This window comes from Prevotella disiens (assembly GCF_900454955.1).
Taxonomy (GTDB): Bacteria; Bacteroidota; Bacteroidia; order Bacteroidales; family Bacteroidaceae; genus Prevotella; species Prevotella disiens.
The window spans coordinates 226,038-238,368 of record NZ_UGTL01000001.1; the positions used below are offsets into that span (position 1 = coordinate 226,038).

9 protein-coding genes and 1 pseudogene are annotated in these 12,331 nt (G+C 38.3%); all 10 read right to left on the minus strand.

The annotated features are described in order from the left end of the window. Nucleotides 1–55: 55 nt before the first annotated feature. The gene (locus DYI03_RS00905; protein WP_147287654.1) at nucleotides 56–235 is read right to left on the minus strand and encodes a hypothetical protein; all 180 of its coding nucleotides are present in this window, start codon (nucleotides 233–235) and stop codon (nucleotides 56–58) included. Nucleotides 236–541: 306 nt separating this feature from the next. Further along, complete coding sequence (locus DYI03_RS00910; protein ID WP_025064782.1) at nucleotides 542–904, minus strand: hypothetical protein; 363 nt, start codon at nucleotides 902–904, stop codon at nucleotides 542–544. A gap of 265 nt (nucleotides 905–1,169) precedes the next feature. Continuing rightward, nucleotides 1,170–1,262: a cysteine peptidase family C39 domain-containing protein gene (locus DYI03_RS13830; RefSeq protein WP_154655473.1), complete on the minus strand. Its 93-nt coding sequence runs from the start codon at nucleotides 1,260–1,262 to the stop codon at nucleotides 1,170–1,172. An 8-nt stretch (nucleotides 1,263–1,270) separates the two neighbouring features. Further along, nucleotides 1,271–3,883 (minus strand): TonB-dependent receptor, encoded by a 2,613-nt coding sequence (locus DYI03_RS00920; protein ID WP_147287655.1) that lies wholly within the window; start codon nucleotides 3,881–3,883, stop codon nucleotides 1,271–1,273. A 33-nt stretch (nucleotides 3,884–3,916) separates the two neighbouring features. Further along, the gene (locus tag DYI03_RS00925; protein WP_158635978.1) at nucleotides 3,917–4,729 is read right to left on the minus strand and encodes a GLPGLI family protein; all 813 of its coding nucleotides are present in this window, start codon (nucleotides 4,727–4,729) and stop codon (nucleotides 3,917–3,919) included. 26 nt (nucleotides 4,730–4,755) lie between these two features. After that, a complete protein-coding gene (locus DYI03_RS00930; RefSeq protein ID WP_115367865.1) occupies nucleotides 4,756–5,571 on the minus strand; it encodes a GLPGLI family protein in 816 nt (271 codons plus the stop codon). 92 nt (nucleotides 5,572–5,663) lie between these two features. Further along, the gene (locus tag DYI03_RS13365) at nucleotides 5,664–5,825 is read right to left on the minus strand and encodes a hypothetical protein (RefSeq protein ID WP_021669440.1); all 162 of its coding nucleotides are present in this window, start codon (nucleotides 5,823–5,825) and stop codon (nucleotides 5,664–5,666) included. Nucleotides 5,826–5,967: 142 nt separating this feature from the next. Then, the gene (locus tag DYI03_RS00935; RefSeq protein WP_115367866.1) at nucleotides 5,968–7,845 is read right to left on the minus strand and encodes an IS1634 family transposase; all 1,878 of its coding nucleotides are present in this window, start codon (nucleotides 7,843–7,845) and stop codon (nucleotides 5,968–5,970) included. A gap of 680 nt (nucleotides 7,846–8,525) precedes the next feature. Continuing rightward, a pseudogene (locus DYI03_RS00940) lies at nucleotides 8,526–9,445 on the minus strand (IS982 family transposase). Nucleotides 9,446–9,768: 323 nt separating this feature from the next. Next, nucleotides 9,769–12,321 (minus strand): carboxypeptidase-like regulatory domain-containing protein, encoded by a 2,553-nt coding sequence (locus DYI03_RS00945; RefSeq protein WP_021668055.1) that lies wholly within the window; start codon nucleotides 12,319–12,321, stop codon nucleotides 9,769–9,771. Nucleotides 12,322–12,331 lie beyond the last annotated feature (10 nt).

Here is a 12,331-nt window from a genome sequence, read left to right on the forward strand (position 1 = left end):
TGAAAATTGGATTTTTCACTCGTTCCCGCTAGAGTGTTTTTACAAGTGTAATAAATTATGGTCTCTTGATGGGTTTACCATCACCAGTATCTTTATTAGGCTTTAACGGCTTGTCTTCATCACATGAGCAAATTAATCCTTTGTTAGTATTATCGCCATTTCCGTCACAACTGCAATAGACAATAGCTTTGTTGGTGTTGGCCATTAAATCAGTGCCTCCGCATAAATCTATCATCTGTTTTTCTGAAACCTGTTCTCCCTTTTCAAGAATTTTTATAATTTCCATTTCTTTTATTTTTTAGATTATCTATAAAGAATATTCTTATAGATTTTTTTGAAACCTTGGCTAAGTTACCCAAGCTACAATGGCATTTATCGCGATTTTTGTCAACGTAGATATTAAAAGGAACTCGTCCCTTAAAATTGCGAGCGTTTCTTACTCTATATTTATCTTAAGATATTTTTTGCTATTAGTTGGATTTGTTAATGTAGTTCTACTGCTTTTATGATACCATAATAGGCATTTGCATGTCTAATTATATCAGCTATTTATGGAAATATTACCCATATATGAGCTGCTTTCAGAACTCAACTTCAGCATATAGTCCCCTTTAAGATTTGCGGGTAAAACATAATCTGAGACATTCGGGACAATATACATTGTATATACAAGCGTTCCATTCTCATCCCAAAGCGTTAAAATATACTCTTCTTTTAAATCTTTGAAAGTCAGAATAGCATTATTTAAAGTTGCAACAATAGGACGAGTTGGCGATCTATATATTGGTCCGTTATGTCCAGGTTTGACAATTTCAACAGTAAGATATATTTCCTGAATATTATCCGCAGATACATTAATCGGAATAAATAAAAACAATGCAATTACTATAATAAGTTTATTCATAGTTGTTTGATTTTGATTATTTGAAAGCAAAATTAATTATTTCGTAAAGATATAACAAAAAAAATGATTACACATTTTACACTTTCTTAAAGAAAAAGTGTAAAATATAGATTATCAAAGATTTGTATCTTGATAGAAAATGGTTTATTGGTCACATTTCCCTAATATTTTTATCAATTCCCTTAGCTCCATCTATGCCGACTAATGAAACAAAGGTGTTATCCAATACCATTTGCTGGTTGTAAGTCGAGTTCTTGAGGAACGACTAAGTATTATCAAAGTATTTACATATCATTTGCAAGCAGGATATACCACATTGCATGGCATCATGTTGTTTTATCAAAGGAAAGTTTCTCATAATTAAGTTTAGAAATGGAAAAACACAGATGCCAAAATGTTTCTTGGGCGTAGTTCATATTCCTGACGTATCTGCATCAGATCGGTATAACTGGTGTAGGCATAGGTCTTTTGATTAAATAAGTTACGCACGTTAAGGCTCAGTTCCACACCATGTACAAAGGTATAGGAGGTGGAGAAATCGGTAAGCAAGAGTTGTTTATGCGTGTTATCGGACAACTGATTGCTGTAATGTTCTCCTGATAGTTTCAGCAGCCAAGCCTTTGTAATGTTTAGATTGCAAGAAAAACGCTGTGAAAGGTTATTGGACGAGGAACGTATATCAATATCTTTAAACGTCATTGATTCGTTGCTGTATGTTATCTCATAGTTCATCTCAAGCCATTTAAGAGGATGAATATTGACTTTAGTCGTAATACTCCATAAGTTTGATTGATAATGAGAGAGATTGTCGTTTTGGACTAATGCACCATTGAAACTCATATAATCCGTAGAAACACTTATCATTCCTCGAAGAAGGTTGAGTCCCTTGCTCATTCTTGCGCCTGTCATCCAAGTATTTGAGTGGGTTTTTCGAGCAAAATACGAGTTCAGAATATAGTCATCTATAAATCGACGAGAGGTGGTCAGTGTGCTTTCGTTCCATGAACGAGTGATGTAGACATTGGCAAAAAGCGTATTCAAGGGTTGTTTGTAATCGAAAGACAATGATAGAGATTTACCTTGTTCGCTATCATAATTCACAAAACCTGTGTTCAGATTTCTATAATCACTAAGTATCAGTCCATTGTAAAAATTCTGTTCTCTAATTTCGTTTTGAGATATACTTCCCGAAAGCGACATCTTAAACTTGGAAGAGAATAGGTATTGCAGATAAACATAGGGCGAAACGATTACTTTATGGTGGTTGTTGGAAGTCTGAACAAATTTGTCTTTAAAGAAATAGGGAGTATAACTTATGGGCAATGTCAATCTAACTTGCCATCCGCCACTTTTAAATTCGGCTTCAGGAGAAACGTAGACACGAAGGTAGGTCATATCAACATGATTGTGTACCAAACCTAATGAGTCGGGTATACCATCGGCTGTACTTCTCATACTTCGGCTCAGAACAACCAACCCTAACTTCATTGATACCATGAAGGGTTTCAGATAATAGCCCAACGAGGTGCTACTATTGCTAAAGAAAGCCTGAGAGCGCACATTCTGTTGTTGCGTTCCATTAGGTCGCTGCACCAATAATGTGTGTGGATTTGACATATAAGCATTGTAGAAATTGAATGTGAACGCTTGGTTACCTGTACGTCTGAGCAGTTCAAACTTGTCGTGAACCTTATACGATGGCTGTCGAGCTGTCTGACGATTTGGATAAGTTCCTTCAATATCTATGTCGGTGTCGTTCCATTGTAAATCGGTTGAAAGGGTGTTGGTAAAATACAATCTGCTGGTGTTCGTGTTCAGTGCAATGCTTGCCGAAAGTTTGTTCTGTCGGGTCTTTGCCTTTTGGTTTTCGTTGGTCAAAATTGTGCTGTCATTGAGAAAATAAGAGGTTTGCGAGCATGAAGCCGATACTAATCGATCGTGCGAATAAAGTAGCTGTGTGGATAGGTCGGTGTTTTTTCCAACACCCCAAAGATTATTCATCGAAATAGTGTGTGTCTGGTTCTTGCGTACTCTATTCTCACTGATGTCCATCAATCGGTCGGGGATTACATTTATATAGTTCTTCAAAGCATAGTTGCGACTCAGAAAACTACTGCCTATATCATCTATCAATACCATGTTGTCCCTTGTAACATCTGTTCCGATATTATTGCTCTTCAATGTATTGAGTAGTTGTGCTTTCTTAGCAAAGCGCATCAGTGTTGCCTCGCTCTCCCACATATTAGGACTGATACCGCCACCCGCCTTGATTGTTCCAACAAGCCTGCTCTTTGCCGCCTCTTTCAGTCGGATATTGATGGCTGGACTCTCCGAAAACGACATATCGTCAAGGGCTTTGATAGGCTGATGGTTTTGCAGCACTTCCACTGATGCAACGTCTGTTTGATGAATATTGGTAGTAGCCAAATTGTAGCGACCACCCAACATATCGCGTCCCTCAATATAGAATTTATTTAGAGGCTTGCCATTGTGTTTTATCTCTCCACTTTCCGACACCTCTATCCCTGGCATTTTCTTCAAAACGTCTGCCAACGACTTGTCGTTGATGTCGGCAAAACTTGCCACGTTGTAGGCAAGTGTGTCGCCACGCTGACGAATGCTTGGGGCTTTCACAATGACTTCTCTCAGTTCGGTAGACTTTTCTGTCATCATCATGTCGTATTGTGTCTGTCCTTCCGAAAGTGAGAGTATCTCTGTGGCGTAGCCAATCAAGGAGAATTGCAGTTCGTTGCCTGCAAGTGGTGTAGAAGTCTGCAACTTGTAACTGCCATCAGCTTGAGTTCGTATGAATTTCAGGATACGTTTACTGCCTTTTTGTTTCAGATTGACCATCACACCTGACAGAGGCTGTCTCGTCCGTTGTAGGCGTACAACTCCAGTCAGCGTTATTTGTGCATGGAGTTGCAATGCCAATATACACAATAAGGTCAATGTAATGTATCGCTGATGTGTTCTCATAATACTATGTTGTGTTTTATATTCTTAACGGCTCTATTCTGTTTCCAAGGGCTGAAAACCTAATTGCTTCCGCGAAGAATTTGGATCAATGTCAATTCCTGTTTCCATTTTGATTATTCCGCTCATATTTTCGAGATACTGTCTTTGCAACTTGAGAAAATCTTTCCGTTTTACTTTTTCAAATTTATTGGTACCAACATAAGTCTTACTCATGACAATTGGCATATCAGTAAGCTTTCGAATTCCCACAATCGTGAAATGATGATAAGCATTGGTATCGTATGCCTCCATAATTAGTCCTGGCAAGCCATGTAATTTCCATGGACCATCGCTGACAGGCACGTCAGGAGCAAACCATGCTGTCCAGTGGTGTCCTCTATAATCGCATGTTGCCATCTGAACTGTGTAATTCAAAATTGTTTTTGTGGAGTCTACCATCGTCCAGTTGATATTATTCAGAGAATCAACATAAATATAATCCTGTAGCGATAGTCCATCTGTAACGGTCATTTTGCCTTCTGGATAATTCTTGTAGACGTATGCCTTCATACGTCTATGAGGTGGGTCAATATTACTTGTAAATGCTTGATTTAACTGCTTTCTATAGATTTCATACCAATCAGGTTTAGACATTAAACTGTCTATCTGAAGGCTATAGAAGCTACAGCACTTTGAAACTTTCGAGCCTATCAACAATACTAATCTGTCGTCTTTTGTAGTTCCTTTTACTGTATCATTCTGATAGATATATTTGTATTGGTACTCAAAATTAGCATTATCAAGCATCTTCTGTGCTGATATTTTGCAGCACATACATACGAATAACAACGTTAATATCGCTTTCATAGGCATTTATATTCTCGTTTTTACAACTATTCTGTTTCTAAGGGCTGAAAGGTTAATTGTGTAGGCGAAGAATTGGGGTCAAGATCAATTCCTGTTTCCATTTTGATTATTCCGCTCATATTTTCGAGATACTGTCTTTGCAACTTGAGAAAATCTTTCCGTTTTACTTTTTCAAATTTATTGGTACCAACATAAGTCTTACTCATGACAATTGGCATATCAGTAAGCTTTCGAATTCCCACAATCGTGAAATGATGATAAGCATTGGTATCGTATGCCTCCATGATTAGTCCTGGCAAGCCATGTAGCTTCCATGGACCATCGCTGACAGGCACGTCAGGAGCAAACCATGCAGTCCAGTGGTGTCCTCTATAATCGCATGTTGCCATCTGAACTGTGTAATTCAAAATTGTTTTTGTGGAGTCTGCCATCGTCCAGTTGATATTATTCAGAGAATCAACATAAATATAATCCTGTAGCGATAGTCCATCTGTAACGGTCATTTTGCCTTCGGGATAATTCTTGTAGACATATGCCTTCATACGCTTGTGTAATGGTTGTTTCTTAGTTTTAAGAAACTCCATGATTTCCGCATCTATAATTTTACGCCTATTGGGATTTTCGTATCTTTCATCAACCTGCATACTATAAGAACTATAACACTTAGAAACTTTATTACCTAATAACAGCACAAGTCTATCATCCTCATCCAGTATTTTTTTCAGGGTATCTTGCATATGTACATATTGATATTGACACTCGAGATTGGTAACATCAAGTTTCTTCTGTGCAGTTACGACAGATGATATTAATATAAAAAATATTATCCAACTATATTTCATAACATAATTATGCTTTGCTAATAATGAAAAGATTTCAATATAATGAAATTTTTTTTAGGTGGATGTTTTAAACATCCACCTAAAATAATAGCTTAATGCTCCACACAGTGAGTACTATATCCAATAGTCCACCCTGCAAGTGCCTTCTCCGAAAGTTTATTGTTAGCTATAATTTTGCGAAGATTTTCACAATACTCTTCTCTAGAAATACCACCAAAGATGTTTTCTAACTCTTTTAATTCTAATTTTTTCATAATTTTCTAAATTAATTTAATAGTAATATTTTTTTTGCCTTTCAAAAATGCTCTTAACTAGTATTTGAGTATCTTGAATTTAACCCAAGTTTAACACCTATCATCGTAGAATCTTGCTATTATTATACTTTTTCAGTTTTGGCTATGGACTCTGTGTCCTACAAATTTTTATTTTTCTGAATGGTGCATATTTCAGTTTTAATTTATCGTATATAGCAGTTGCCTGCTTTGAGGGATTGCTGCATTGTCGCATCTGTACGATGTCTCCTAACGGGTTCCTACCTTCCGTGGTTACAAGTTTCTGGGTGCTCATCCTCCGCACGATTTCGGTCCAATAGCAGGATTCGCCTTCTCGCTTCAACTGGCAGCGGATGGTATTTACCACCCAGTAGGCAAGCAGACCGAAGAAAAGATGCGCATCGCTCCGGTCATCGGTCTGATGATATATAGGACGGAGGTTCAGGTCGGTCTTCAACTGCCTGTTGGTACATTCGATTTCCCGTATGAGGTTGTAATAGTCCCATGTGGTACGCTCGTCGAGTGTTTCTACATTGGTCCGTAGGAAGTATACGCCGTGTCCGGACTCGATGGCTGAGAGGTCTTTGAGCTTCCAGTCTACACGTAGCATTTCCTTTGGTTTTTCTTCGTTTCTAATGTAGTCTATCGCATAGTATCTTGCGATAGAAGGATATTTCTGTATGGCTCGTCCCGTACGCTCTACAACCTTCTCGTAGAGTTTCGTTCCACCTTTCTTTGCAATACCATCATTTATCTTCTTCAGCTCTGTCTCAAACCTTTCACGCCAAAGTTTGTTCATTGACGATTCGGTCATAGCCTTAGATGGAGAGGTTATCTCAAGATAGTAGTCCTCACCTTCGGTGTGTACCTTGTTGAGCGTTATTGTTTGCTTTCGGGCGTCTTTTACCATCACGCTCTTATGGTCCTCACTGAGCGTGTAATCTTTCAGCTTGGTGCGAGATACGCAGAGATAGTTGTAACCCTTTGCCTTAATAAGATTTAGATTCTCTCCGGTTGCAATACCTGCATCCATCACAATAAGCGATTTTTCTTTTTGTACAGGATTCTTGTCTGCCAGCGTATCTATCATATCAGGCAGTGATTTAGGGTCAGCCGTATTACCTTCCAGGATAGAAGAATAGCGTATGAAGCCCTCCTTATTGATACACAGGGCCAGGACGAGAAGTTTACAATCTGATCGCTTCTCTTTTGACCTACCAAACTGTGCCTTCTTGCTTTCACGCTTACTACCCTCAAAGTAGAAATTTGTCAAGTCAAAGAGCATCAGCTTGTTATCTATATTAAAAAGGTTATCTGTTACATTGCACAAGTGACATTCTATCTTCTCTTTGAGTTCATAGAGTTTGTCCGTTACCTTGTACAGGGCATTGATACCCGGAGTCCAGTCTTGCGAACTAGTGTAAAGTTCGGCGGCAGCCGAATTATCCCTGAGATAATAATACGAGGAACGTTCAGACACGGCATACACAGTCCGGATGATGAGCGCAGAGAGTGCGGTGTGGATAGAATGGTTGCTCCATCCTTGGTCACGCAGGAACTCTTCCAGTCCCAGCTTATCAATGGTCTGCTTACAGAGCCATTCTGCACCAACATTCCTTGCGTCAGTATGTTCTGCCGTAGCAAGATCGATATAACGTTCAGACTCCTTTCTTGCTTTCTGTTCCTTCTTATCGAATCTATCAATTCCACCTTCCTCTTTCATCCGCTGCCACCACTCATCCGCCTTAGCCTGTTCCAGTTCAGTAAGTCCCTCCAAATGCTTGCCAAATAAAGAATTAGTTCCTCTGTTCTTAAAACGCTCTGTAAGTGCAAAAGCAATCCTTCTCACCTGCAAGGCTGTGAGAGAAGGTTCAAAACCAATATTGAGCAGAATGAGCGAATGTACGTGTCCAGCCACGTCACGATATGACTCTTTTAGTCTATAATAAAGAGCCTTTTCACCAGTTGCCGGATTAAAACGTGTCTGTACATTTGCGTGCATAGGTGCAAAGTAACAAAAAAAAATTGATATGCTGGTGTCCTACAAATCAGATTTACTCCGTATTCAGAAAACGCTACGGCTGATTATTAAGTACTTAGCAAACCTGAAACCCTCAAAACACACTGAAAATTTATGAAAAATAATTATGCCCGTTAAACTTGGGTTAAATAAGAGGTTAGGCAGTGCCTCTATATAGACTTCAAATTAAAAGATTAGCAACTTCTTCGCTTTTTAAGTCTATATTTTATTTTTATTCAGTATATCTTGAGATATATGGAATGTCGGTTATCTTATATCCTTTGGGCAGTCTATAACTGTTTATGAGTACAAAGGGATAATGTTGGATATTCATACTTTGTATAGAGTTCAACAAACTCTTATATGTAATTATTGCCTCATCGGAGAAGCTAATTTGCTCTCTATAAGAGTTTGCAAATAAAGCTTTTAGGCAGTCTATATGGCTATGTAAGTAAAGCATGTAGATGTATAATTGCCTTTTATTATATTTTATAAATGTTTCCTTATTATTTTCCTCCACTCCTATACCATCAATTATAAGTTGCCAATGATATCTTTGAGGGAACTATTTGAAAGCAAAGTTAATTATTTTGTAAAGAAATAACAAAAAAAATGATTACATATTTTACACTTTCTTACGCGAGTTCGGGATAAGAAAATCTTTAGAAAAGTTCCAATTGCCTTGATTTCTCCACGTGTACTGGCAGTGCCTCCGGCTTATTGTCAAAGAAACAATAGGCTGTAAGAGCAGAACATAAGTTCATGATGAAATTATGTATTGATCGGTGCCGTGAATGTACAAGGTTAGCCTTGTTCTTTAGCAACTCGTTGATACATTCGATGATGTATCTCTTTCTAAGCATGATTCTGTCATACATAGGCATAAGTTTGTTCTTCATGTTCGCTTTTAGACCATGTACGAGATGTATGCCTTGGTCGAACAATGTTTCAAAGAGTTCCTTTTTGATATATCCTCTGTCAGCGAACACTTTTCCATACAAGACTTTTGTAAAAACGCTCCACACCCGTTTATCTCTGTCATCAACATTTGCCCCTGTAAGACAGAAGGTTATAACCTCTCCTGAGTCATTACAGAGCAGATGCAGTTTGAAGCCGTGACACCAACCCATAGTACCTTTCCCATTCTTCGCGAAACCTGCAAATACTTTGTTGAATAACGCCTTACATTATGACATACAGGGATCATGGTACTGTCGACAAATGTTATTCCCGTACATTTGCCAAAGGCATAAAGCTTCATAAACATCATCATCCTGAAGAAAACACGTGGCATGAGTTCCACGAAACGATTGTAGGATACAGCATCGGGAAACTCCTGCTTGAGTTGTCCGCGAATGCAGTTGAGGTAATACTCCTTAAAGTTACGGTATGTACCGAAATGATAGCACACAAGAATAGTCATAATTTCGCTTTCAGAAAGACGACCTTTACGATTTCTATAACGTTTTCCTTTACCGTTATTAGTAGGTAGAAAAAGGTTATTTTCGAGTTCAGAATTCAAATTTCTGTTAAATTCATCTATAATACAGAATATTTCAGTAACTTTATCTTTGGTAATCATCGCTTTATCTTTATTTGTAACTTGTTGATTATCACCTATAAAGGTACAAATAATAAGCGAGATTACCAACTTTTTAAGTGCTTTTCTTATCCCGAACTCGCGTACTTTCTTAAAGAAAAAGTGTAAAATACAGATTATCAAAGACTTGTATCTTGATAGAAAATGGTTTATTGATCACATTTCTCTAATATTTTTATCAATTCCCTTAGCTCCATCTATGCCAAATAGCTTCTTGTTAACCCAAATCGGTCATTAGAAAATGACAAGAAGCTTTTTCTAATGACCAATTTGGGGTAAAATAGAAAGTGCATTAACGATTTGTATCAAGGTTTATAATAAAAACTAAGCATCAACTCTCTTCCTCTTATATCCTGATTGCTGAAGCTGCTGGAAAGGGTGCCGTTAATTCCATAGCCATAGTTTTTCTTGTTAAGAATATTATTCAAAGATAGACTAAGGTCGAAGTGACTGGCTTGAAACATCAAGGTAAAATCCTGAAAGAAAACATCTTTAAATTTCTTCTGTGCGACTTCGTTATGATAGTATTCCGTCAAAGTTTCCAGACTTAGGACTTTGCATAGAGGGATTCTGATACTTCCCTCATGCTTCCAACTATTAAGATTGGAAGTTCTACTAAGCGCAGGCATCTTCATCTGATGAAAGCCATAAGTAAGTTTATAAGTTATGTCCACACCCTCTATCAGACCAATATCAAGGCTTGAGGTAAGTCCTAGGTTCTTTGTATCGAAAGGCATCCGTTCTCCATTCTGTACCATATAACTATTCATAACGTTGTATAATGCCCTTACATTTAGCTTTCCTTTTAAGAAACCTATTCCCTGTGAACCCATTAGAGTCATACTCCAGCTATTATATTTTGTGTCTTCAGGAGTTAATGATTCCAAGATGTAGTTGCCCACATAGTCTTGTGTAGGTGTATAAGGCGAGTTGCCAAACGATCTTGTAACGCGAAATCGCACAGAACTTCCTTTCAGAGCATCGCTATAAACTACTCCTATTCCTACGCTTTTCTCTTTGCTTAAATGATAGTCTGCCAAACCTTTATTTATGTATTGATAGTCTTGTAATACCAGTGTTGGATAAAAGTGGGCAGCATTTATCCGCATTGTATTAATGGAGGCATCAGCCGAAAAAGCCCATGTTGCTGTGGCGTTCCATCTAACATGGAGGTTAGGAGAAAAAAGAAATTTAGATTGGCCATTATCCAAGCTGTACTTATAATGGTTGTAGGACATTTCTCCCGATAATGTGAAATCAAAATCTTTCACCATGTATTCAAGACTCGGATTGGCATAGAATTTCGTAAAAGTAAAGCTGCTTTTACCCGTCAGCAATCCCAGACTATCTGGTACTCCCACTAAATTAGATGAAAAGCGATGAGTTCCTGCATTGATGCCAATTTGTCCAGATACAATAAATCTACCGAGTTTAAAGCTCCCGCTGACATCTGTGTTTGTTTCATAATAATGCTGATTTATTTGCTGTGCTAAAGAATCTACAAACATCTGTTGTGGACGTACCTGCATGATATTTTTCGATTCTATGGTAATTAAACGTTTACCATATTTCTTCATGATGCTGAAGTTGTCTCTCAGTGTATAAACTGGCAGGTTTCCCATCATCTCATGCGGCTCGGTTCCCTGTTCGTTCAGCCATTGTTTGTTCCACACGAAGTTTCCCGAAAGTTCATTTTTAAGATAATGATTGCTTGCATTATTCTCGTATTTCACCTTTGCAAAGAGTTCGTTGCCTTTCTCCAAGTAATGTTTGGTATTTTCTATTGTTTTAACTCCGCTATTCGTATAATAGTCCGAATGTCGCAAAGAGGTAGCCTCATTGCGGTCGTTGGTATAGGTAATCTGTACACTTATCTGCGAGTTTTCATTTATACGTTGCAGCGTATTTAGGCTTACGGCATGTGAGCGATTGAAAAGTGAGCGTCCTCCGAGCAATAGAGTAGATGGAGATGGGAGCAAAAGCATAGCTGTCAAGGGGCTTTGAAGGTCATCAAAGTTCAATAGATCAGTGGTCTCTCTTCGTATATTCTTGCCAATGTTGTTTGTTTTATAGGTAAGCATTGTTTGGAAACTTGGCTTTATGCGCATGGCAAAGGCTTCAAAATTCCACAATCCACCATGTCTCTTGATTCCCATTCCTCCATTATAGGTTGTCATCCAACGTGCCTTAGCCCCATTCTTCATTCGGATGTTGAGGGCATTGTCATCGGAATAGGTAAAGTCATCAAGCACGCGGATAGGATGATGATGCTTCAGCACTTCCACTGTTGCAACATCATTTTTTGGTAAAGACTTTGTAGCCACGCCATATTTACCACCCATCATATCCATGCCTTCTATATAGAAGTTACTGATAGACTTGCCTTCATACTGTATCGCACCATTCTCTTTATTTACTTCAAAGCCCGGAACACGTGAAAGGACATCGGCCAGTGTGCGATCTTCAGGCTTCGCATACGTGTTTAAAAGATATTTTATCGTATCTCCGCTCAGCCGAACAGGTTTGGCTTTCACTACGATTTCTTCCAATGCTTTGACATCATCTTCTAACGTAATATGCTTTTCTGGCATATCCTTTGTGATCTTCAGCTCTTGCTTCTTATAGCTCATCGCCGAAATAGATAGAATATTACCTTCATGGGCTGCGATAGTGAAAATCCCCTTATCGTCTGTCTGGCAGAAGTTCAATGTCTTTTTTGTGAAAACATCGATCGTTTTAATAATAGCCGCAGGCACAGGATGTCCTCCCATGTCGGTAACAACACCCTTCACCATCGTCTGTGCTCCTGCTGACTGCACAAGTAGCACAATCAAAATCAAGGTAATATATCTTTTCATATTCACTGTT

Excerpts from the sequence above, each read along its gene's own strand:
- DYI03_RS00935 (WP_115367866.1), bottom strand. The coding sequence starts at position 7,845 with ATGCACGCAAATGTACAGACACGTTTTAATCCGGCAACTGGTGAAAAG.
- DYI03_RS00920 (WP_147287655.1), bottom strand. The coding sequence starts at position 3,883 with ATGAGAACACATCAGCGATACATTACATTGACCTTATTGTGTATATTG.
- DYI03_RS00945 (WP_021668055.1), bottom strand. The coding sequence starts at position 12,321 with ATGAAAAGATATATTACCTTGATTTTGATTGTGCTACTTGTGCAGTCA.
- DYI03_RS13365 (WP_021669440.1), bottom strand. The coding sequence starts at position 5,825 with ATGAAAAAATTAGAATTAAAAGAGTTAGAAAACATCTTTGGTGGTATT.
- DYI03_RS00930 (WP_115367865.1), bottom strand. The coding sequence starts at position 5,571 with ATGAAATATAGTTGGATAATATTTTTTATATTAATATCATCTGTCGTA.
- DYI03_RS00910 (WP_025064782.1), bottom strand. The coding sequence starts at position 904 with ATGAATAAACTTATTATAGTAATTGCATTGTTTTTATTTATTCCGATT.
- DYI03_RS00905 (WP_147287654.1), bottom strand. The coding sequence starts at position 235 with ATGATAGATTTATGCGGAGGCACTGATTTAATGGCCAACACCAACAAA.
- DYI03_RS13830 (WP_154655473.1), bottom strand. The coding sequence starts at position 1,262 with ATGAGAAACTTTCCTTTGATAAAACAACATGATGCCATGCAATGTGGT.
- DYI03_RS00925 (WP_158635978.1), bottom strand. The coding sequence starts at position 4,729 with ATGAAAGCGATATTAACGTTGTTATTCGTATGTATGTGCTGCAAAATA.